The sequence below is a fragment of the Streptomyces catenulae genome (assembly GCF_000718015.1).
GTDB lineage: Bacteria > Actinomycetota > Actinomycetes > Streptomycetales > Streptomycetaceae > Streptomyces > Streptomyces catenulae.
Window position 1 is genome coordinate 48141 of record NZ_JODY01000015.1, and the last position, 22260, is coordinate 70400.

Consider the following 22260-nt stretch of genomic DNA (forward strand, 5'->3'; position numbering starts at 1 on the left):
ACGGCCGCCCGGTACGGTGCCCGGCGGCCCCACCTCCCGCGCCGCGTCGGTCAGTTGTTGTCCGAGTCGCCGTAACCGCGCAGCAGGAACCAGGCGAGCAGGATGGCGCCGAGGACACCGACGATGATCGTGCCGCGCAGCAGCCACCCGGGGCCGTCGTTGGCGTGGGAGACGCCGGAGGCACCGGCCGTCGCGGCGGCGTCGGAAGCGGCGAGCAGCACGCTCGGAATCGTCATGGCGGGGCGCTCCGTTTTGTACGGGACTGTGCGGTCAAGTGGTGCGACTGTCAGCGTACGCCCGAGCATCCAATCGGGTGTCGGTGGCGTCCTCTAGTCTGAATCACACGCAGTCGAACAGGGGGAGGCCCCAATGACGGAGAGCCCAGGCGGCGAGCGCGTACCGAGCCGGGAGCGCAGGCGGTTCCCCGGTATCTCGTCCCGTTCGTACGAACACCCCGCGGACCGGTCGGCGCTGGTGGCGCTGCGGAAGCTCAGCGGGTTCGACACCGTTTTCAAGACGCTCAGCGGCCTGCTGCCGGAGCGCAGCCTGCGGCTGCTCTTCCTGTCGGACTCGGTCCGCGTCAGCGACCGGCAGTTCGCCCATCTCCACGACATGCTGCGCGACGCCTGCTACATCCTGGACCTGGAGAAGGTCCCGCCGATGTACGTCAACCAGGACCCGCAGCCCAACGCCATGTGCATCGGTCTGGACGAGCCGATCATCGTGGTCTCCACCGGTCTGGTGGAGCTGCTGGACGAGGAGGAGATGCGGGCGGTCATCGGCCACGAGGTCGGTCACGCCCTGTCCGGGCACGCGGTCTACCGCACCCTGCTGCTCTTCCTGACGAAGATGGCGCTGCGGGTGGCGTGGATCCCGCTCGGCAATGTCGCGGTGATGGCGATCGTGACGGCGCTGCGCGAGTGGTTCCGCAAGTCGGAGCTGTCGGCGGACCGTGCCGGACTGCTGGTCGGGCAGGATGTCCAGGCGTCGATGCGCGGCCTGATGAAGCTGGCGGGCGGCAACCATCTGCACGAGATGAACGTCGACGCGTTCCTGGAGCAGGCGGAGGAGTACGAGTCCGGCGGCGATCTGCGCGACTCCGTGCTGAAGATCCTCAACGTCCTGCCGCGCAGCCACCCCTTCACCACGGTGCGCGCCGCCGAGCTGAAGAAGTGGGCGGCCAGCCGGGACTACCAGCGGATCATGGACGGCCACTACCTGCGGCGCGAGGAGGACAAGGACACCTCGGTCTCCGACTCCTTCCGCGACTCCGCGTCCCACTACGCCGACTCGGTGCGCCAGAGCAAGGACCCGCTGATGGGCCTGGTGCGGGACATCGCGGGCGGTGCGGGCGACCTCGGCGGCAAGCTGCGGGACACCGTCTTCCGCGGCACCCAGCGTCCCGGCTCCTCCGGTGACGACGGCGCTAGCGGATCGGGTGGCTCGGAGTCGGCTGGGAAGTAGCGGCGAGCCGGCCGCAGAGCGAGGGGTTCGCCCACTGGCGGGAGTAGGGATCGGTGCCCGCCGGTCGGGCGTCCCCCGCATGCTGACCGGCCAGCAGCGGGCGCAGTACGTCCGCCTGCGGGGCGCACGCCATCGGTCCGGCCTGGAGGCTGCTCTGGGTGACCTCCAGGCGGTGGTCGGCGAGGTCCGCGCGGTCCAGCCGGAAGTGGATCTCGCGGCGGACGGTGAAGAGCGAGGAGGCGCCGGGCACCGGCTTCCCGGTGCCGTGGGCGGCGTGCTGGTCGGCGCCGCCGGTGGCCCGTACCGCGTAGACGAAGGTGTAGTCGGCGGTGACGTCCAGGGAGTCGGGGCCGCTCTCGGAGGCGCCGAGGGTGCCGTCGACGCGGACGTTCCGGTCCGCCAGCGCCGTGGTGCCGTGGTCGAAGCGGATCAGCCAGCCGGTCGCCGCGTGCCGCCCGTCGTCCACGGGGCGCGCCATGCTCCGGTCGAACTGATCGAGCTGCCCGGTGTCCAGCAGCAGCCGCACGGAGCGGACGTTGCCGCCGGTCAGGGTGGCCGGGTCGATCGAGGAGCGGATGAGGTACTCCTTCGCCAGCCGCAGCGCCTCGACGACCTGACCGCCGGAGAAGTGCGGGGTGCGCGCGGTGTTCGCCGGGAGGGTGACCCCGGCGGCGCCGACCCGGAAGTGGGCGGCCGGGCTGTGGGCGTAGAGATCGCCGGGGGCGCCGCCGGGCACCGCGCCGGGCGGGGTGAGCGGCACCACCGACGAGCGCAGCGGCTGCGCGCCGAGGCCCGGTTCGGCGGCCTTGTACGGGTGGCGGACGCCCATGTAGATCGCGGTGCCGAAGGCGATGACGATCAGCAGGACCAGCAGCAGCGCCTGGCGTGAGCCGGGGAGCCGCACCCAGGGGCGGCGGGGGCGGACGGCGGGGGCGTGGTGTTCGCCGAGGCGTTCGTCGGCGGAGTTCTCCTGGAGCCGGGCAGCGCGGATGAACGACTCGTCGAAGACCATCGACCGGTATTCGTCCTCGCCGCCTCCCGGAGCGCCGTCCGGCGTCCCCTCGGGAGGGTCACCTCGTCCGCTCATATCACCAGGGTAGGTCGGCGGGGCGGTGCGTAAACGTCGAGGAGCCGACCGCGTGCGCGCGGCGCCGGGGACGCTCCGGCGCCATCAGTGCGGCCGGGACCCGGACGGGACGGGCGACGCGGTCGGCGGGACGGCTCCGGCGGACGCGGGCGGCGGCAGCCCGGGGCGGGCCGGTGCGGGGCGGGGGCCGCCGGAGGGGGTGTCCGGTCCGCTGGAGGCCGGGGGCCGCCCCGGGGCCCCGGCTCCGGCGGTGCGGTGGACGGCCGTGAAGGCGAGGGCGACGAGGCCGACGCCCATGACGACGGCGAGCACCCAGGCCACCGGGCGGTGCCAGTGGGCGGTACCGCGGTAGGGGCGGAGCGCGCCGCCGTAGGGGCCGTACGGTCCGTAGGGCGCGAAGGTGTCGTCGTCGTGGGCGCCGTACCGGTCCCGGCCGTAGGGGTCGTCGAAGGGGTCGCCGCTCTCGTGCTCGGGGCCGACGGCGAGACCGGCGCGGGCCTCGGCGGCGGCGACGAGGCGCTCGACGGCGGAGGGTTCGTGGATCTGCGCGGCGCGGACGAACGCCTCGTCGAAGACCACGGAGGCGAAGTCCTCGTCCGCCGCTCCGTGGCTCCCGTGGTCGTGCTCGTCGGGCTGTTCGCCGTCCGGGAACGGCGTGCCCCCCGCGTCGTCCGGCACGCGTCCAGATTAGCCCCGCCCGGGCGGCTTGGGCAGGGAGCGGGACGAAACCGGCCGGGGGTCAGCGGATGTGCCCGTCGCCGGTGACGACGTACTTCGTGGAGGTCAGCTCGGGCAGTCCCATGGGGCCCCGGGCGTGCAGTTTCTGGGTGGAGATACCGATCTCGGCACCGAAGCCGAACTGGCCGCCGTCGGTGAAGCGGGTGGAGGCGTTCACGGCGACCGTGGTCGAGTCGACCAACTGGGTGAAGCGGCGGGCCGCGGCGGTGGAGGTGGTGACGATCGCCTCGGTGTGGCCGGAGGTCCAGCGGCGGATGTGGGCGACGGCCGCGTCGAGGTCGGGGACGACGGCGGCGGCGATGTCGTACGAGAGGTACTCGGTGGCCCAGTCCTCGTCGGTGGCGGGGGCGACCAGGCCCGGTCCGGCCTGCTGCCAGGCGGCGTCACCGTGGACGATCACACCTGCCTGGGTGAGGGCTTCGAGGGCGCGGGGCAGGAAGGCGTCGGCGATCCCGGCGTGCACCAGGACGGTCTCGGCGGCGTTGCAGACACCGGTGCGCTGGGCCTTGGAGTTGACGAGGATCGAGAGGGCCATGTCGATGTCGGCGGCCTCGTCGACGTAGACGTGGCAGTTGCCGGTGCCGGTCTCGATGACCGGGACGGTGGACTCCTCGACGACGGTGCGGATGAGCGAGGCACCGCCGCGCGGGATCAGCACATCGACCAGACCGCGGGCGCGCATCAGCTCGCGGACCGAGTCGCGGCTCTCGCCGGGCACCAGCTGGACCGCGTCGGCGGGCAGTCCGGCGGCCGCCACGGCGTCGCGCAGGACGGCGACCAGGGCGGTGTTGGAGGCGTACGCGGAGGAGGAGCCGCGGAGCAGGACGGCGTTGCCGGACTTCAGGCAGAGGGCGGCGGCGTCGACGGTGACGTTGGGCCGGGCCTCGTAGATGATGCCGACGACGCCGAGGGGGACGCGGATCTGCCGCAGGTCGAGGCCGTTGGGGAGGGTCGAGCCGCGGACGACCTCGCCGACCGGGTCGGGCAGGGTGACGACGTGCCGGACGTCGTCGGCGATGGCGGCGACCCGCTCCGGGGTGAGGGTCAGCCGGTCGACCAGCGATTCGGGGGTTCCGGCGGCCCGGGCCCCGGCGGTGTCCTCGGCGTTGGCCGCGACGATCTCGTCGGTGCGGGCGACGAGGGCGTCGGCGATGGCGAGCAGGGCGCCGTCGCGGTCGGTGCGCGGCAGCGGCGCGAGGAGGGCGGCGGCCTCCCGGGCGCGGGCCGCGGTCGCGAGGACGGGTGAGGAGTGCGAGGCGCTGCTGGTCATGGGCGGAAGACTAGACGAGCGGCGGCGCGGGGCCACGGGGTGGTTCACGGAGCGGGACGGGCCGGGCCGCCGGGTGACCGGGTGCGGCGGCCGCCGGACCGGCCCCGCTCCCCCGTCCGCCGCACTCAGTACGGATGGACCCCGACCGGTGCCGCCGGGGGTGGGCCGTAGCCCTCGGCGATGCGCTGGTGGTAGGTGTCGCGGTCGATGACCTCCAGGCCGACGATCTCCCAGGGCGGCAGGCCCGCCGTGGAGCGGTGCTCGCCCCAGAGGCGGAGCGCGACGGCGGCGGCGTCGTGCAGGTCGCGGGCCTCCTCCCAGTACCGGATCTCGGCGTGGTCGTTGGCGTAGCGGCTGGTCAGCAGGAACGGGTGGTCGTGGGCGAGCTGTTCGAGGGCCCGCCGGACGTCGGCCAGCGGGGCGTCGGCCCCGGAGACGCTGAGCGTGACGTGCCACAGCCGGGAGACCTCGCGGTCCCCGGCGTGCGGCGCCGGTTGCGGTGCGGCGTGCGGACGGGTGCGGTCGGCGGCGTCCGACCGGGCCGGGGCGCCCGGCGGGGTGCCGGTCCCGACGCTGGTCAGTGTGGGCCTCGCCGTCCCTCGGAGCGGTGCCCCTGGGCGCCCTCGTACCACGGCGGCCTCCTGTGCTGCGGCTGATGCGAATCGCCCCGCGCGGGCGCGGAGCCGATCGGTGGGTTCTTTCCCGGCGTGCTGCGGGCACCGCTCACCTGCGGTGCCCCCGCAACAAAGTGGACCAGCCCACGGACCGTCGCGGGGGCGTTTTGCCGAAGGTCCCCGCGGAAAGGGGGCACGCCGCTCCGCTACGGGCGCCGCCGCGCCGGGTGCCCGCGGGCCCCGCGCGGCGGTGTCACCGGTGGGGCGGACGGGGCCGTCGGCGCAGCTGAGGCGTCAGGGACCGAGGAGGACGAGGTCGTCGCGGTGCACGACCTCCCGCTCGTAGGCGGGGCCCAACTCGCGTGCGAGGTCCCGGGTGGAGCGGCCGATCAGACGGGGGATCTCCCGGGCGTCGAAATTGACCAGCCCGCGGGCGACGGCGGCGCCGGAGGGGTCCCGCAGCTCGACCGGGTCGCCCGCGGTGAACTCGCCCTCCACCGCCGCGATCCCGGCGGGCAGCAGCGAGGAGTTCCGCTCGACGACCGCGCGCACCGCGCCGTCGTCGAGCACGAGCGCGCCGCGCGGGGTGGAGGCGTGCGCCAGCCACAGCAGGCGGTCGGCGGAGCGGCGGCCGGTGCGCAGGAAGTGGGTGCCGGTGGGGCCGCCGGCCAGCGCCTCGGCAGCGTGCACCGCGGAGGTCAGCACGACCGGGACACCGGCCGCCGCGGCGATCCGGGCGGCCTCGACCTTGGTGACCATGCCGCCAGTGCCGACCCCGGCCCGCCCGGCGCTGCCGATCTCGATGCCCTCCAGATCCTTGGGCCCGCTGACCTGCGCTATCCGCGTGGTGCCGGGGGTGGAGGGGTCACCGTCGTAGAGACCGTCGACGTCGGAGAGGAGGACGAGGAGGTCGGCGCGGACGAGGTGGGCGACGAGGGCGGCGAGGCGGTCGTTGTCGCCGAAGCGGATCTCGTCGGTGGCGACCGTGTCGTTCTCGTTGACGATCGGCACCGCGCCCATGGCCAGGAGCTGGTCCAGGGTGCGGCAGGCGTTGCGGTAGTGGGCGCGGCGGCTGGTGTCGTCGCTGGTCAGCAGGACCTGGCCGACACGGCGGCCGTAGCGCGCGAAGGAGGCGGTGTAGCGGGCGACCAGGAGGCCCTGGCCGACGCTGGCGGCGGCCTGCTGGCGGGCGAGGTCGCGGGGGCGCCGGTCGAGCCCGAGCGGGGAGAGACCCGCGGCGATGGCGCCGGAGGAGACCAGCACGATCTCCTTGTCGCGGTACTTCGCCAACGTGTCCACCAGCGCGTCGACGCGGTCGGCGTCCAGCCCTCCGGCGGCGGTGGTCAGCGAGGACGAGCCGACCTTCACCACGACCCGGCGGGCCTCGGCGACACCCTCGCGCGGCCCCGCGCCCCCGGAGGTCCCGTCGGTCGCCGCCCCCTGATTCGCCCCTGCCACTGCTACCCCCTGTGCTCGCGTCCGCTACCGCCGTACGGGGCGGCCCGCGGGCCGCCCGGTGCAGGCAATCTACGGCAGCGGGCGGGCCCGGTGCGTGGCGATTTCGCCTGGTGGACGACGCGGTGGACGGCGTGCGCGGGGCGCGGGCGCGGTGTGCTTCCGCTCACGCCGGGCGGCGCCGGGCGCGACGGCCGGGCGTGGCAAGGGCGTTGACGGTTCCGGCGGGCGAGGACAAGACGGATAAGACGGCAACGGGGCCTTCGAGGTTGCGCGCGTTTGGTCCGTATTCGCGGTGATGAGAACCACAGCAGATTGTCACCGGAGCCGACAAGGTCATACGGTCGGGTGTCCACCGGTCCCGTTTCCCCCGCCTCCACGGCGTCGCAGCGCGGGGCCCGGCCGCCCCCTCGGCCGTCACCTGACCTTTCTTTTTGCTTGCCAGGAGCCCTTCCCCGTGCCTTCCGCCGGAATCGCCCCCCGCCGAGCCGTACAGCTCGCGGCGCTGCTCGCGATGATGGTCGCCTTCATCGCCCAGCTTCTCGGTGCGCTGTTGCCCGTCATACCGCTGTTCATCGTCGCATCCGTGGTCAACCTCGGGCTCGACCTGATCCTCCAGCACAAGCAGCCCGCGCTGCTGGCGGTGCTGGGACGGGTCCGCTTCGACGTCACGGTCCGCCAGCTGCTGCGCGACATGCTGATCTTGGTCGGCCTGCTGCACATCGACGGCATCAACCCGCTCGTCGAACAGGCGCCGCTCACCATCGCGCTGCTCGTCTTCTACGGCACCCACTTCGTCTGCCAGGCCCTCGCGGTGCTGGTGCGGCGCAGCCGCGCGCTGCCGTTCGTGACGCGGAACGTCGACGCGAGCGCGCTGGGTCTGTCCGACGCGCCGCCACGCCTGCTGTCCCGGCAGACCGGCCGCCGACTGCTGCGCTTCTCGGTGCCGACCACGGTCGGCATGATGGTCACCGCGATCACCACCGACGCGTTCTGGGGCGGCGTCGGACTGGCCGTCTCGCTGCTCCTCTCGATCGGCGGCTCGGTCTACCTGGGCACCTGGCTGATGCCGAAGAAGCGGGTCCTCGGCGAGGCGCGCGCGCTGGAGTGGCTGGACCGGTGGCTGGCCGCGTACGAGCCGACGGTCGGGATGTACTTCTCCGGCGGCGCGACCTCCGCGTACCAGGCCAACATGTGGCTCTCCACCCTGGACGACCTCGACGGCAAGCCGATCATCGTGCTCCGTGAGCGGTTCATGGTGCAGAAGATCGAGGCGACGGACATCCCGATCGTCTGCATCCCGAAGGTCGCCAACCTGATGCGGCTGGAGCACTCCGCGCTCAAGCTGCTGCTGCACCCGGCGAACTCCGGCAAGACCTCGCAGATCCTGCGCATCCCCTCCATCAAGCACGCCTTCATCAACCACGGTGAGAGCGACAAGCTGTCGTCCTGCAACCCGTACGCGAAGGCGTACGACGAGGTGTGGGTCGCGGGTCCGGCGGCCCGGGAGCGCTATCAGCTCGCCGACATCGGTGTGGAGGACAAGGACGTCGTCGAGGTCGGCCGCCCGCAGCTGGCGCCGATCCTGCCGTACACGGGCGCGCCCGCCGCGGACCGGATGACGACGGTGCTGTACGCCCCGACCTGGGAGGGCTGGGACGGCAACCCGGGCAACACCTCGGTGATCCTGGCCGGTGAGAACATCGTCCGGGAGCTGCTGGCCGACCCCAAGGTCCGGCTGATCTACAAGCCGCACCCGATGACCGGCTCGGTGGAGCCGAAGGCGGGCGCCGCCAACGTCCGTATCCAGGCGATGATCGCGGAGGCCAACACCCGGCGCGGCGGCGAGCGGCCGGGCGACGGCGCTTCCGCCGAGCTGGACCGCCGGGAGGCGGAGCTGGCCGCGCTGACCACCTCGTCGTTCCGCAAGAGCGCGGACGAGCTGGAGCGGATGCGGCTGCAGGGCACGCCGCCGGAGGGCCGCGCCGCCGCCGTCGCGGCCGCCGCCGACGCCTGGGAGCGCGCCTACTTCGCGTCCTTCCCGGAGTGGGAGCACCTCGTCATCACCACCGCCCGCCCGGGCATCTTCGGCTGCTTCAACGAGGCGGACGTGCTGATCAGCGACGTCTCCAGCGTGGTGTCGGACTACCTGACCAGCGAGAAGCCGTACGCGGTCGCCAACACCTCCGGGATGGGCGAGGAGGAGTTCCGTACGAACTTCCCGACGGTGCGTGCCGCGGCGATCCTCACGCCCGCCGCGGACGGCGTCGCCGACCTGCTGGCGAGCGTCCGCAACCCCGGGCTGGACACCCTCGCGGCCGAGCGCGCCGCCCTCAAGGAGCATCTGCTCGGCCCGTCGGACCCGCCCTCGTCGGTCCGCTTCAACCAGGCGGCGCTGGACCTGGCCGCCGAGGCCGACGCCCGCCGCGCGCGGATGGAGCGCCGCCTCGCCGGTATCCCTGGTCAGCGCGCGCAGGACGAGACCGGGGACGCCGGGGAGACCGCGGCGGAGCCCGGCGCCCCGGAGGCGCCCGCGGCGGTCTGAGCCACGGCAGGACACACCGGTCCGAGGGGGCCCGCCGGTCGACGGCGGGCCCCTTCGGCGTTCCCGGGTGCCCGCTCCCGGCGGCCGTCCGCGCACGGTCGGACCATAGACTGTGCGGGACATCCGCAGGCGACAGTCGCCGGTCCGGTACGAGAGCGAGCCGAGGGAATTCCGATGGCCGAGTGGCGCCCCGTGCGGCAGGTCCGCACGCATGAGCTGGTGCTGGAGAGCATCGAGGCGCAGGTGCTCGCCGGGGAGCTGAAGGCCGGGGACCGGCTGCCGCCGGAGCGGGAGCTGGCGCCGGTGCTGGGGGTCAGCCGGTCGGCGCTGCGCGAGGCGCTGCGGGTGCTGGAGACCATCGGGGTGCTGGTCGCGCAGGCGGGCCGGGGCGCGGACGCCGGGGCGCGGATCGTACGCCACCCCGACGACGCGCTCGGTCGGCTGCTGCGGCTGCACTTCGCGCTCGGCAGCTACAGCCTCCACGACGTGCTGGAGGCCCGGGTCACGCTGGAGCGCTCCAGCTTCGAGGCGGCGGCGCGCCACGGTGCGCCGGACGCGCTGGCGGAGGCCGAGGAGCTGCTGGGGCGGCTGGGCGCGGCGGGCCTGTCCCCCGCGGACTTCAACGATCTGGACACCCGCTTCCACGTCGCCATCGCCCGCAGCTCCGGCAACGACCTCACCTCGACGCTGACCTCCGCGGTCCGTGAGTCGGTCCGCCCGCTGATCCTGCGCGCCCTGGAGGCGGCCGAGGACTGGCCGGCCACCGCCGCCGCCCTCAACGCCGACCACACCGAGCTGCTCCGCCTGGTCCGCGCGGGCGACGGCCCGGCCGCCGCCGACCTCGCCGAACGCCATATCCGCGGCTTCCACGGGACGCTGGTCGCGGACGCGGACGAGCCTGCGGACTCCCCCGCCCCCGGCGGCACGGAGGGCGCGGGCACGTAGCCCGCGCGGGCGGCGAGGCGCCGCCCGCATCCGACGGCCCCGCCGCACCCACGGCCCGGGGCCGGACTCCCGTTGCCCGGGTCGTCCCCGGGCCTCCCCGGCTTTCCCCCTGGCCGACGCCTGCCCGGCTGCCCGGACACCCGCCATCGGTCCGCCCGTAAAACCCCCTCCCCCACCCCCGTACGCCCCGATCGGCGCCGCCTCCTGTCCGGACTTCCGGACCGACGCTAGAATGGTCGGACCGTAAAACTCTGTGGGAGGCGCTCCATGCGTATCGGACTCTTCGCCACCTGCCTGGGGGACACGCTCTTCCCGGACGCGGTGAAGGCCACCGCCCTGCTGCTCACCCGTCTCGGGCACGAGGTGGTGTTCCCGCCGGAGCAGACCTGCTGCGGCCAGATGCACGTCAACACCGGCTACCAGCGCGAGCCGGTCCCCCTCGTCCGCGGCTTCGCGGAGCAGTTCGGGGACGCGTCGATCGAGGCGGTGGTGATGCCGTCCGGTTCCTGCGCCGGTTCGGTCCGCCATCAGCACGAGATCGTCGCCGCGCGCTACGGCGACGCCGCGCTCCGGTCCGGGGTCGCCACCGTCAAGGAGAAGACGTACGAACTCTCCGAACTGCTGGTGGACGTGCTCGGCGTCACCGACGTCGGCGCGTACTTCCCGCACCGCGTGACCTACCACCCCACCTGCCACTCGCTGCGGATGCTGCGGGTCGGCGAGAAGCCGCTGCGGCTGCTGCGCGCCGTCGAGGACATCGACCTCGTCGAACTGCCCGAGGCGGACTCCTGCTGCGGCTTCGGCGGCACCTTCGCCGTCAAGAACGCCGACACCTCCACCGCGATGCTGCACGACAAGGTCGGCCACATCACCGCCACCGGCGCGGACATCTGCGCCGCGGGCGACTCCTCCTGTCTGATGCACATCGGCGGCGGACTCTCCCGTATCAGGTCCGGCACCCGCACCCTGCACCTCGCACAGATCCTCGCCGCCACCCGCACCGCGCCGTACGTCCCGACGGAGGCCGTCCGATGAGCACCTTCCTGGGCATGCCCGCCGCCCCGCCCCGCGCCCCGTACGGCGCCGGGAACCTCCGCGGCGACCGCAGCTTCCCCAAAGCCGCCCATGACGAGCTGCGCAACGACCAACTGCGCCGCAACCTCGGCAAGGCGACCCACACCATCCGCGCCAAGCGGCTCGCGGTCACCGGCGAACTCCCCGACTGGGAGCGGCTGCGCGACGCCGGATCCGCCCTGAAGACCGCCACCATGAACCGCCTCCCCGACCTCCTGGAGGAGCTGGAGCGCAAGGTCACCGAGCGCGGCGGCACCGTCCACTGGGCGCGCGACGCGGTCGAGGCCAACGCGCTCGTCACCGAGCTGATCGAGGCGACCGGCAGCCGTGAGGTCATCAAGGTCAAGTCGATGGCCACCCAGGAGATCGGCCTCAACGAACACCTCGAAAGCCGCGGCATCACCCCGTACGAGACCGATCTCGCCGAGCTGATCGTGCAGTTGGCGCACGACAAGCCGTCGCACATCCTCGTCCCGGCGATCCACCGCAACCGCGACGAGATCCGGGAGATCTTCCTCAAGGAGATCCCGGGCGTCGACCCGGAGCTGGACGCCGTGCCCGCCCATCTGGCCGCCGCCGCCCGCGCCTATCTGCGGGAGAAGTTCATGACGACGAAGGTCGCCGTCTCCGGCGCCAACTTCGGCGTCGCCGAGACCGGCACCCTCGCCGTCGTCGAGTCCGAGGGCAACGGCCGGATGTGCCTGACGCTGCCCGAGACGCTGATCACCGTCATGGGCATCGAGAAGGTCATCCCGCGCTACCAGGACCTGGAGGTCTTCCTCCAGCTGCTGCCGCGCTCCTCCACCGGTGAGCGGATGAACCCGTACACCTCGATGTGGACCGGCACCACCCCCGGCGACGGGCCGCAGGACTTCCACCTCGTGCTGCTCGACAACGGCCGCACCGCCGCCCTCGCCGACTCCGTCGGCCGCGAGGCGCTCAACTGCATCCGCTGCTCGGCCTGTCTCAACGTCTGCCCGGTCTACGAACGCGCCGGGGGCCACGCCTACGGCTCGACGTACCCGGGCCCGATCGGCGCCGTCCTCACCCCGCAGCTCGCCGGGATGCACGCCGCCAAGGACGACCCCAACAGCTCGCTGCCGTACGCCTCCAGCCTCTGCGGCGCCTGCTTCGACGCCTGCCCCGTCAAGATCGACATCCCGTCGCTCCTGGTCGAACTCCGCCACCAGAAGACCGAGGAGTCCGGTACGACCGCGGAGAAGCTGGCCATGAAGGCGGCAGCCGGGGTGATGAAGCGGCCCAAGGTCTACACCGCCGCACAGAACGCCGCCCGCCTCGGCCGGGTCGCCGGTGGCCGCAGCGGCACCATCTCCCATCTGCCGCCGCCCTTCAACGGCTGGAGCGAGAGCCGCGACACGCCCGTACCGCCCCGGCACACCTTCCGCTCCTGGCTCGCCTCGGACGAGGGCACCGCCGCGCTGCGCGACGCCGCCGCCGAGGGCGCCCGGCAGCGGGCCGCCGCACCCGAGACCCCCGACACCCCCGAGGAGGACCGGTGACCACGACCGCACGCGAGACGGTGCTCGGCCGGATCCGCGACGCCCTGGCACTCGCCCCCGCCCCGGAGGCGGATGTCCCCCGCGCCTACCGCACCGGCCGCACCCTCCCCGACGCCGACCGGCTGGCGCTCCTGACCGACCGGCTCGTCGACTACCGCGCCGAGGTCCACCCCTGCACCGCCGAGGAGACCGCGGCCACCGTCGCCGCCGTCCTCACCCCCCGCGGCGCCCGCCTCGTCGGCATCCCCGCCGGACTCGACCGCACCTGGCTGACCGCCTACGACGGTGCACTCCGCGTGGACGACGCCGCGGTGGCGCCGCCCACGCTGGACGCCCTCGACGGCGTGGTCACCGCCTCCGCCGTCAGCTGCGCCGAGACCGGCACGATCTTCCTCGACGGCTCCCCGGACCAGGGCCGCCGCGCCCTCACCCTCGTCCCCGACCTGCACGTCTGTGTGGTCGATCTGTCGAGCGTGGCGGTCGGCGTCCCCGAGGCCGTCGCCCGGCTCGTCCCCGACCGGCCGACGACGCTGATCAGCGGCCCGTCCGCCACCTCCGACATCGAACTGGAACGCGTCGAGGGCGTCCACGGACCCCGCACCCTGGACGTGATCATCCGGACGGACGTCTGACCGGAGGCACCACAACGGCGAGGGCCCCGGGGAACACGCTCCCCGGGGCCCTCGCCGTGTGCCGGATGTCTCAGGCGGTGTGCCGGACGTCTCAGAACGGGCGGAAGCCGTCGTACTCCTGCTCCGCCTCGTCCCGCGCCGCGTCGCGGTCGCGGCGGCGCTGGGCCGCGGGCCGCGGCGCCTCCATACGGTGGTCCTCACCACGGCGGCCGAGCATCTCCGCACCGGCGGCCATCGTCGGCTCCCAGTCGAAGACCACGGCGTTGTCCTCGGGGCCGATAGCCACACCGTCACCGGTGTGCGCACCGGCCTTGAGCAGCGCGTCCTCGACACCGAGACGGTTGAGCCGGTCCGCGAGGTAGCCGACCGCCTCGTCGTTGTTGAAGTCCGTCTGCCGCACCCAGCGCTCCGGCTTCTCGCCGCGCACCCGGTAGAAGTGGTCGCCCTCCTCGGTGACCGTGAAGCCGGAGTCGTCCACCGCCTTGGGCCGGATGACGATCCGCGTCGCCTCCTGCACCGGCTTGGCGGCACGCGCCTGCGCCACGATCTCGGCGAGCGCGTACGACAGCTCCTTCAGCCCCTGCCGGGCGACGGCCGACACCTCGAAGACGCGGAAGCCGCGCTCCTCCAGATCGCCGCGGATCATGTCGGCGAGGTCCTGACCGTCGGGGATGTCGACCTTGTTGAGGACGACGATCCGCGGCCAGTTCTCCAGACCGCCGTACTGCGCCAGCTCCGCCTCGATCATGTCGAGGTCGGAGAGCGGGTCACGGTCCGACTCCAGCGTGGCGGTGTCCAGGACGTGGACCAGCACCTCGCAGCGCTCCACATGGCGCAGGAACTCCAGGCCCAGGCCCTTGCCCTGGCTGGCGCCGGGGATCAGACCGGGCACGTCCGCGATGGTGTAGACGGTCGAACCGGCCGTCACCACCCCGAGGTTGGGGACGAGCGTGGTGAACGGGTAGTCCGCGATCTTCGGCTTGGCCGCCGACAGCACCGAGATCAGCGAGGACTTACCGGCGCTCGGGAAGCCGACCAGCGCGACATCCGCGACGGTCTTCAGCTCCAGCACGATGTCGCGCGCCTCACCGGGCTCGCCGAGCAGCGCGAAACCGGGCGCCTTACGGCGCGCCGACGCCAGCGCGGCGTTGCCCAGACCGCCGCGCCCGCCCTGCCCCGCGATGAAGGTGGTGCCCTGCCCGACGAGGTCGGCGAGGACATTGCCCTTGCGGTCCATGACGACCGTGCCGTCCGGAACCGGCAGCACCAGGTCCTGGCCGTTCTTCCCGGCGCGGTGGTCACCGGCGCCGGGCTGGCCGTTGGTCGCCTTGCGGTGCGGATGGTGGTGGTATTCGAGAAGTGTGGTGACGTCCTGGTCGACGACGAGGATCACATCGCCGCCGCGCCCGCCGTTGCCGCCGTCCGGCCCGCCGAGCGGCTTGAACTTCTCCCGCATCACGGAGGCCACGCCGTGGCCTCCGTTACCCGCGGCGACATGCAGTTCGACGCGGTCCACGAAGGTGGTCATGGTGAGGTGCCTCCAGATAACTACGGGAATGTCTCTGTACTAACACGCCAAGGGCGGACCGGCCTTCCCGCACGTGCGAGAAAGGCGGTCCGCCCTCGGAGTGGTGCTACTGCTGAGCTGTCGCCCGGCGGCTGATCACTCAGCGACCGGAACGATGTTCACGACCTTGCGACCACGGTGGGTGCCGAACTGCACCGCGCCCGCGGCCAGGGCGAACAGGGTGTCGTCGCCGCCGCGACCGACGCCCGTGCCCGGGTGGAAGTGGGTGCCACGCTGGCGGACCAGGATCTCACCGGCGTTGACGGCCTGACCGCCGAAGCGCTTCACGCCGAGCCGCTGAGCATTGGAATCGCGACCGTTCCGAGTGGACGATGCGCCCTTCTTGTGTGCCATGTCTCCTCAGTCCCTTACTTCGCCGGAGCGTCGATGCCGGTGATCTTCAGCGCCGTGTGGAGCTGGCGGTGGCCGATCCGCTTCTTGTAGCCGGTCTTGTTCTTGTACTTCTGGATCCGGATCTTGTCGCCCTTGTGGTGGTCGACGACCTCGCCCTGGACCTTCACGCCGGCCAGGACCCACGGGTCGCTGGTGACCGACTCGCCGTCGACGACCAGCAGCGTCGAGAGCTCGACGGTGTCGCCGACCTTGCTGGTGGAAATGCGGTCAATCTCGATGACGTCGCCGACAGAAACCTTCTGCTGGCGTCCGCCGGTGCGCACGATCGCGTACACGCGGAACTCTCCTTCGCTGGAAACGGATCCTCTGATGCCAGCCGCTCACACGGGCTTGGGAGACTCCCGTGAAATCCGAGTGGACGAGCGGCCTCCCCCGGCCCGGAAGCCAGGAGGTGTGTGCTCAGGGGTTTGGCGTCACAGACACCGACGGTCAAGGTTACGGGGCCTTGACCTGGGGGTCAAACCGGCCCCGGGTCGTCACCGACCCGGGGCGCGGTCGGGACCGTCAGTCCTCCGCGGCGGGCTCGGCGACGGCGGTCTTCTTGGCCGCCGCCTTCTTCGTCGTCGCCTTCTTCGCCGTGGTCTTCTTCGCGGTCGTCTTCTTCGCGGCGGTCTTCTTGGCGGCGGTGGTGGTCTTCTTCGCCGCCGCCTTCTTCGTCGCCGTCGTCTTCTTGGCCGTGGTCTTCTTCGCGGCCGTCTTCTTGGTGGCGGTCTTCTTCGCCGCCGCCTTCTTCGCCGTCTTCTTGGCGGCGGGCGCCTCCTCGGCCGGAGCCTCGGCGGGCGCCTCGACGGTCTCCGCCGGAGCCTGGACCGGCTCCGCGGGGGCCTCGGCGGCCTGCGGTGCGGCGGCCTCCGGGGCCTCCACCACGACGACCGTCGCCTCGGCGGCCTGCGGGGAGCCCGCCGGGGCGGACACCTTGCGGGTCGCACGGCGGCGCGGACGGGCCGGTGCGGGCTCCGGGGCGGCGGGCGCCTCGGGCTCCGGCTCGGGCGCGGCCTCGGGCTCCGGGGCGGTCTCCGCCACCGGCACCACGATCGACGCGGCCTCGGCGGCCTTCGGCGCGCCCGCCGGGGCGGTCGCCTTCCGGCTCGCCCGGCGACGGCCACGGCCGCGCGAGGCGGCGGCCGCCTCGGCCTCGGCCGGGCTGCTGAACCACTCGTCGGCGTCGGCCACCGCGGGCTGCAGCTCCGCCTCGGTCACCGGCGCGGGCTCCAGCTCCGGCGCCTCGGCCTGCCCGGCCACCGGCTCCGCGGGCTGCTCGGCCACCTGCTCGTGGTGGTCGTGGCGCTCGCCGCCGCCCTTGCCCTTCTTCTTGCGCTTGCCGCCACCACCGGTGGTCGTCGGCTGGTCCATGTGGACGATGACGCCGCGACCGTTGCAGTGGACACAGGGCTCGGAGAACGACTCCAGCAGGCCCTGACCGACCCGCTTGCGGGTCATCTGGACCAGCCCCAGCGAGGTGACCTCGGCCACCTGGTGCTTCGTCCGGTCGCGGCCCAGGCACTCCAGCATCCGCCGCAGCACCAGATCGCGGTTGGACTCCAGGACCATGTCGATGAAGTCGATGACGACGATGCCGCCGAGGTCGCGCAGGCGCAGCTGACGGACGATCTCCTCGGCCGCTTCGAGGTTGTTCCTCGTCACGGTCTCTTCGAGGTTGCCGCCCTGACCGGTGAACTTGCCGGTGTTGACATCGATCACGACCATCGCTTCGGTCTTGTCGATCACCAGCGAACCACCGCTGGGCAGCCAGACCTTGCGGTCCAGCGCCTTCATCAGCTGCTCGTCGATCCGGTACGTCGCGAAGACGTCCACGTCCGACGTCCACTTCTGGAGCCGGTCGGTGAGGTCCGGGGCGACGTGCGCGACATAGCCGTGGATGGTCTCCCAGGCGTCGTCACCGCTGACGATGACCTTCGAGAAGTCCTCGTTGAAGATGTCGCGGACGACCCGGACGGTCATGTCCGGCTCGCCGTAGAGCAGGCTCGGCGCGCTCGTCGAGGGCGTCTTCGCCTTCTTCTGGATCTCCTCCCACTGCGCCTGGAGGCGCTCCACGTCACGGCGGAGCTCGTCCTCGCTGGCGCCCTCCGCGGCGGTACGGACGATGACGCCCGCGTCCTCGGGGACGATCTTCTTGAGGATCTGCTTCAGCCGGGCGCGCTCGGTGTCGGGCAGCTTGCGGCTGATGCCCGTCATCGAGCCCTCGGGCACGTAGACGAGGTAGCGGCCGGGCAGCGAGACCTGGCTGGTCAGGCGGGCGCCCTTGTGGCCGATGGGGTCCTTGGTGACCTGCACCAGCACGGACTGGCCGGACTTGAGGGCGGACTCGATGCGGCGCGGGCCGTTGCCCATGCCGAGCGCCTCGAAGTTGACCTCACCCGCGTACAGCACGGCGTTGCGGCCCTTGCCGATGTCGACGAAGGCCGCCTCCATCGACGGCAGGACGTTCTGCACCTTGCCGAGGTAGACGTTGCCGACGTACGAGGTCGACTGCTCCTTGTTGACGAAGTGCTCGACGAGGACGTTGTCCTCCAGCACGCCGATCTGGGTGCGCTCGCCGCTCTGGCGGACGACCATGACCCGCTCGACGGCCTCGCGGCGCGCCAGGAACTCCGCCTCGGTGATGATCGGCACCCGGCGGCGACCCTGCTCACGGCCCTCGCGGCGGCGCTGCTTCTTCGCCTCCAGACGGGTCGAGCCCTTGATGGACTGGACCTCGTCGGCGCTGGTCGACTCGGAGTCCTTCGCCTTGCGCTCGCGCGGCTCGCGGACCTTGACGACGGTGCGCTCGGGGTCGTCACCGTTGTGGGCCTCGCCCCCACCGTCGTCCCCGCTGCGACGGCGGCGGCGACGGCGACGGCGGCTGCTGCTGGAGCCGCCGGACGGCTCGTCGGCCTCCGCCTGCTCCTCGGCGGGCTGCTCCTCGGCGGGCTCCTCGGGCTCGGCGCCCTCCGGCTCCTGCTCGGACGCCTCGGCACCCTGCTCGTCCGCGTCGGCGGCCTCACCGCGACGGCGGCGGCGGCCACCGCGGCGACGGCGGCGCGAGGGGCGGTCGCCCGACTCGTCGTCGTGCGCCTCATGCTGCCCGGCGGTCTCCTCGGCCTCCTCGGGCTCCTCGGCGCTCTCCTGCGGCTCCTCGACGGGCGCGGCGGCGACCGGCTCGGCGACCCGCTCGGCGCGGCGACGGCGGCGACGTCCGGCGGGCTGCTCCTCGCGGGGCTGCTCGGGCTCGACCGCGGTGGCGGCCTCCTCCTCGCGGCGGGCCGCGGCGGCGGCAGCGGCCGCGGTCTCCGGGGTCTGGAACATCGGCTCGGCGAAGACCGGCGCCTGGAAGACGGCCGTCGGCGGACGCTGCGCACGGCGGCGGCCCCGGGCCGGGGCCTCCTTGGCGGGCGTCTCCTCGGCGGCGGGCGCCTTCTTCGCGGTGACTGCCTTCTTGGCCGCGGGCGCCTCGGCGACCGGCTCGGCGGCGCGCTCACCACGGCGGCGGGCCCGGCGGCGCGGCGCCTCGTCGGCCTCGGCCTTCGGCTCGGCCGGGGTCTCCCCGGCGGGCGTCTCCTCGACCGGAGCCTGGTCCCCGCCCTGCGGGGCACCGGCGGGCGCGGTGGCCTTACGGGTGGCCCGGCGGCGGGCGCGGGGGGCGGGCGTCTCCTCGACGGCCTGCGGGGTCTCCTCGACGGGCACGGCGGCCGACGCCTCGGCGACCGGGGCCTCCTCGGCGGCGCGCGGGGCACCGGCCGGGGCGGTGGCCTTACGGGTGGCACGGCGACGCGACCGGGCGGGCGCGGCCTCGGCGGCGGGCGTCTCCGCGGCGGGTGCCGCCGCGGCCGGGGCCTCGGCGGCGGGCGCCTCGGTGGTCCCGGCGGTCTCCGGCGCGCCCTGCGGGGCACCGGCGGGCGCGGTGGCCTTACGGGTCGCGCGGCGGCGGGTACGGGCGGGCGGCGCGGCGTCCTCGGCGGGCGCGTCGGCCGCGGGTACGGCCTCGGCCTGCGGCGCGGGCGCCTTGGCGGCGGCCTGCGGGGCTCCGGCCGGGGCGGTGGCCTTACGGGTGGCACGGCGGCGCGAGCGGGCCGGGGCGGCCTCCGCGGCGGGTGCTTCCCCGGCGGGCGCCTCGGACGGCTGCGGCGTGGCCGCGGCCTGGGGGGTGTCGCTCACCACGGCGGCGGCTCCGGCGCCCTGCGGCGGACCGGCCGGGCGGGAGGCCGCACGGCGCCTGCGGCGCGGCGGCAGCGTGTCGCTGGGGGAATTGTTGTCGTCCGCGCCACGGTCCGTGGACGGCGCGGGTGCGGTGGGCTCAATGGGTTCGAGCATGCGGGCGGTTCTCCCGTCACGCTCCCGGGCGCCGGGCCTGGTCCGGCCGCAGCACCGCGTCGTGGCGCGGATCTGCGGTCCGGGGCGCGGGCGCCGCACGGGAGCTGTCGTCTCGCTCGCCGGGCCCGTGGTCCGGGGCCGGCGAAAGTCTCCTGGTCAGTGCGTCTGCCGCACCGGGGTGGCTCCCTGGTTGGTCGGCGACGCGACGACGGCGCTCTACGCGGTGCCGTGCCCGGCACCAGCCGGGTTGACCCCGCTCGTCACCGTCGCGGCACGTGGCCCGGCGGCCGTGGATGGGGCGGCCGTGGCAGCGTCGCGGTCGGGCGCCAGCGGGTCGGTCACCGCGCCGGTCTCCTCATCGAGCAGCCCCTGCGCCAGCCTGGTCACCGCTGCGGGGACCGGCGGCGCCAGGTCGGCCGCGGCTCGGAGGCCGGACAGGACGTCGTCGGGTCGAACGGCAGGTGTCACATGCCGAACAACCAGCCGCAGTATCGCACAGGCTCTGCCGTCGGGCCTATCGGCCTCGGCGGCCGACGCCTCCAGCGCGCTGACCGCGGCCCGCGCGTCGAAGGCCCGCATGCCGTTCTTGGTACGGCGCTCGACCTGCACCTCCTCGGCGGCGAGGAACGCCGCCGCGGCCCGCTCGGCCTCCGCCGGCTCGACGCCGTCGAGCCGCAGCTCCCAGACCGAGGCCTGGAGCCGGTCGGCGAGACCGCTGGTCCGCGCCTCCACGGCGTCGATCACGTCGAGGCCCGAGGGCAGCGACGCGTCCAGCAACTCGCGCAGGGTCGCGGGGTCGCGCTCCTGGGTGAGCTGGATCTCCAGATACTCGGCCTCACTGCCCGTACCCGTCGGGGCGGCGTTGGCGTACGACACCTTGGGGTGCGGGGTGAAGCCCGCCGAGTAGGCCATGGGGACCTCGGCGCGGCGCAGTGCCCGCTCGAAAGCGCGCTGGAAGTCGCGGTGGCTGGTGAACCGGAGGCGGCCGCGCTTGGTGTAGCGCAGACGAATGCGCTGCACCGCCGGTGCGGGCGGCGGGCCTTCGGGCTGTCGCTTGCCCAGTGTCGTTCAGTCCTTCGTGAGTGCGGTCGTACTGCTACCAAGAGTACGTGCCACCCGCACCGCCGGTTCCCCGCGGTGCGCCCCGACCGCCGCCCGGGGCCGTGCTCAGCGGCCGATGAGGGCGCGGCGGACCTCGCGGGCGGCGTCCCGCGCCAGCCGCAGCGGCGGCCCGAGAACCGCGCGCAGCCCGTGACCCAGCGGGGTGAACACCGTGCGGTACAGCCACCGCGACGGGCGGGCCACCAGCCACCGCCAGAGGAAGGCGAGGCCCCGGCCGATCGCCCGGGAGATCCGCCCGGCGATCCGCCAGCAACCGGCGAGGAACTCCCCCAGGGCGCGGAGCACCGGCCACAGCACGTACCGCCAGACGGCGGTGGCGGGGATCACCACGAGCCACCGGAAGAGCGGGGCGAGGATCCGGTGGTACAGCCAACGGGCCGGTACGACGATCAGGTACCGGACGAGGAAGCGGACCGGGACCACCAGTCCGTGGTGGAGCAGCCAGACCGTCGCCCGGCCGAGCGGGGTGAGCACCGACCGGTACAGCCGGCGGGCGGGGATCGCGACCAGATACCGGAACAGGAACGCCACCGGGACCACGACCAGGTGGTGGAGGAGCCAGGCCAGGGCCCGGCCCACCGGGGCAAGCAGCCAGGTGTACAGCCACCGGCCGACGGGGGCGAGAACGGTCCGGCCGGTCCAGTGCAGGGCATCCCACAGCAGCCGGAGCGGGACCATGACGATCACCACGGGCACCGCGAGGAGCCGGGCGAGGCAGCAGCCCGGTGCGGCGGCGGGTGCCGCGCCCTTCGGTGTGCCGCCGTGTGCCATGCGCCGTTCCCCCGGATGTTCCGTACCGCTGCCGTTCCCGTGCGGGCTCAGGGCACCCGGGGGTGCTCCCCCGTCGGCACCCAGAAGCGGAGCTTCGCCCCGCGCCGGTCCTCGAACCGCCCGCCGCACGCCTCGATGACCTTACGGGAGGCGGTGTTGGTGGCATCACAGGTGATCAGCGCCTCTGCGAGGCCGAGCGCGCGGGCGCGTGGCAGGGCGGCGCGGAGCATCGCGGTGGCGTGGCCGCGGCGGCGGGCGGTGGGCCGGACGTCGTAGCCGATGTGACCGCCGTAGCGGCGCAGGAAGTCGTCGAGGCGGTGGCGCAGGCGCAGTCCGCCGAGGTAGATAGGGCCGTCGGTGTACCAGAGGTGGTCGCAGGGGATGCGGCCGTCGCCGGTCTCCTCGCGGGCGGCGCGGAGGCGGGCGGTGTACGCGGCGAAGACGGCGGGGTCGTGCCAGCGGGCGCCGTACTCCCGCAGGTCACGGCCGACGGCCGAACCGTCGTCGGGGGCGCCGCGCCCCTCGGCGCGCAGTTCGGCCATGGCGGCGAGGAAGGAGGCGTGGGCGGGGGCGGCGGGTGCGGTGAGTCGGGGTGGCATCGCCCCAGTGTGCGGGAACGGGAACGGCCCGGCATCGGAGTGTCGATGCCGGGCCGAACCGCCTTGCGCGGATGACCACTCGGGGAGTCGATGGCGCCAACTCCCGCCGCTCTCGCGGCCGTTCGGGAAGCT

Annotated in this window: 19 protein-coding genes; 6 read left to right on the plus strand and 13 right to left on the minus strand. The window is 73.7% G+C overall.

Annotation, left to right across the window (positions count from 1 at the left end; all coding sequences use genetic code 11):
- Window positions 1-50: 50 nt before the first annotated feature.
- A complete protein-coding gene (locus IF23_RS0115185; RefSeq protein WP_030283849.1) occupies window positions 51-236 on the minus strand; it encodes a hypothetical protein in 186 nt (61 codons plus the stop codon).
- Window positions 237-369: 133 nt separating this feature from the next.
- Here IF23_RS0115185 and IF23_RS0115190 point away from each other — a divergent pair, with 133 nt between their 5' ends.
- On the plus strand, window positions 370-1464 hold the full coding sequence (locus IF23_RS0115190; RefSeq protein WP_030283852.1) for a M48 family metallopeptidase: 1095 nt from the start codon (window positions 370-372) through the stop codon (window positions 1462-1464).
- Here IF23_RS0115190 and IF23_RS0115195 read toward each other — a convergent pair.
- From IF23_RS0115195 to proB, 5 genes are all read right to left on the minus strand, one after another.
- Window positions 1427-2551, minus strand: a complete 1125-nt coding sequence (locus IF23_RS0115195; protein WP_030283854.1) for an SCO2583 family membrane protein — start codon at window positions 2549-2551, stop codon at window positions 1427-1429. The genes IF23_RS0115190 and IF23_RS0115195 overlap by 38 nt on opposite strands.
- An 84-nt stretch (window positions 2552-2635) precedes the next feature.
- On the minus strand, window positions 2636-3229 hold the full coding sequence (locus IF23_RS0115200; protein WP_030283856.1) for an SCO2584 family spore wall biosynthesis protein: 594 nt from the start codon (window positions 3227-3229) through the stop codon (window positions 2636-2638).
- Window positions 3230-3290: 61 nt separating this feature from the next.
- Window positions 3291-4559 (minus strand): glutamate-5-semialdehyde dehydrogenase, encoded by a 1269-nt coding sequence (locus tag IF23_RS0115205; protein WP_030283858.1) that lies wholly within the window; start codon window positions 4557-4559, stop codon window positions 3291-3293.
- A 125-nt stretch (window positions 4560-4684) separates the two neighbouring features.
- Window positions 4685-5191, minus strand: coding sequence for a hypothetical protein (locus IF23_RS0115210; protein ID WP_030283860.1), 507 nt, complete (start codon window positions 5189-5191; stop codon window positions 4685-4687).
- Between the two features lie 276 nt (window positions 5192-5467).
- Window positions 5468-6544: a glutamate 5-kinase gene (proB, locus tag IF23_RS0115215; protein ID WP_030283861.1), complete on the minus strand. Its 1077-nt coding sequence runs from the start codon at window positions 6542-6544 to the stop codon at window positions 5468-5470.
- Between the two features lie 541 nt (window positions 6545-7085).
- On the opposite strand from proB, the gene IF23_RS0115220 reads away from it, so the two are divergent.
- The 5 genes from IF23_RS0115220 (at window position 7086) to IF23_RS0115240 (ending at window position 13344) form a co-directional block, all read left to right on the plus strand.
- Complete coding sequence (locus tag IF23_RS0115220; protein ID WP_030283863.1) at window positions 7086-9173, plus strand: membrane protein; 2088 nt, start codon at window positions 7086-7088, stop codon at window positions 9171-9173.
- A gap of 174 nt (window positions 9174-9347) precedes the next feature.
- Window positions 9348-10118, plus strand: a complete 771-nt coding sequence (locus IF23_RS0115225; RefSeq protein WP_030283865.1) for a FadR/GntR family transcriptional regulator — start codon at window positions 9348-9350, stop codon at window positions 10116-10118.
- Between the two features lie 267 nt (window positions 10119-10385).
- Window positions 10386-11153, plus strand: a complete 768-nt coding sequence (locus tag IF23_RS0115230; protein ID WP_030283867.1) for a (Fe-S)-binding protein — start codon at window positions 10386-10388, stop codon at window positions 11151-11153.
- Window positions 11150-12712, plus strand: coding sequence for a lactate utilization protein B (locus tag IF23_RS0115235; RefSeq protein WP_030283869.1), 1563 nt, complete (start codon window positions 11150-11152; stop codon window positions 12710-12712). Before IF23_RS0115230 ends, IF23_RS0115235 begins: the two co-directional genes overlap by 4 nt.
- The gene (locus IF23_RS0115240; protein WP_030283871.1) at window positions 12709-13344 is read left to right on the plus strand and encodes a LutC/YkgG family protein; all 636 of its coding nucleotides are present in this window, start codon (window positions 12709-12711) and stop codon (window positions 13342-13344) included. The genes IF23_RS0115235 and IF23_RS0115240 overlap by 4 nt, the downstream gene beginning before the upstream one ends.
- 91 nt (window positions 13345-13435) lie before the next feature.
- Here IF23_RS0115240 and obgE read toward each other — a convergent pair whose 3' ends face one another.
- The 7 genes from obgE to IF23_RS0115275 all read right to left on the minus strand — a co-directional run bounded on the left by obgE (window position 13436) and on the right by IF23_RS0115275 (window position 22128).
- Window positions 13436-14872: a GTPase ObgE gene (gene obgE, locus IF23_RS0115245; protein ID WP_030283873.1), complete on the minus strand. Its 1437-nt coding sequence runs from the start codon at window positions 14870-14872 to the stop codon at window positions 13436-13438.
- A 135-nt stretch (window positions 14873-15007) separates the two neighbouring features.
- Window positions 15008-15265, minus strand: a complete 258-nt coding sequence (gene rpmA, locus IF23_RS0115250) for a 50S ribosomal protein L27 (RefSeq protein ID WP_009717948.1) — start codon at window positions 15263-15265, stop codon at window positions 15008-15010.
- Between the two features lie 14 nt (window positions 15266-15279).
- On the minus strand, window positions 15280-15600 hold the full coding sequence (gene rplU, locus IF23_RS0115255; RefSeq protein WP_030283879.1) for a 50S ribosomal protein L21: 321 nt from the start codon (window positions 15598-15600) through the stop codon (window positions 15280-15282).
- Window positions 15601-15829: 229 nt separating this feature from the next.
- Entirely contained in the window at window positions 15830-19636 is a 3807-nt protein-coding gene (locus IF23_RS0115260; protein ID WP_030283881.1) for an Rne/Rng family ribonuclease, read from the minus strand.
- A 216-nt stretch (window positions 19637-19852) separates the two neighbouring features.
- A complete protein-coding gene (locus IF23_RS0115265; protein WP_030283883.1) occupies window positions 19853-20656 on the minus strand; it encodes a TIGR03936 family radical SAM-associated protein in 804 nt (267 codons plus the stop codon).
- 147 nt (window positions 20657-20803) lie between these two features.
- Complete coding sequence (locus tag IF23_RS0115270) at window positions 20804-21529, minus strand: hypothetical protein (RefSeq protein WP_030283885.1); 726 nt, start codon at window positions 21527-21529, stop codon at window positions 20804-20806.
- Between the two features lie 47 nt (window positions 21530-21576).
- Complete coding sequence (locus tag IF23_RS0115275) at window positions 21577-22128, minus strand: GNAT family N-acetyltransferase (protein WP_030283887.1); 552 nt, start codon at window positions 22126-22128, stop codon at window positions 21577-21579.
- Window positions 22129-22260 lie beyond the last annotated feature (132 nt).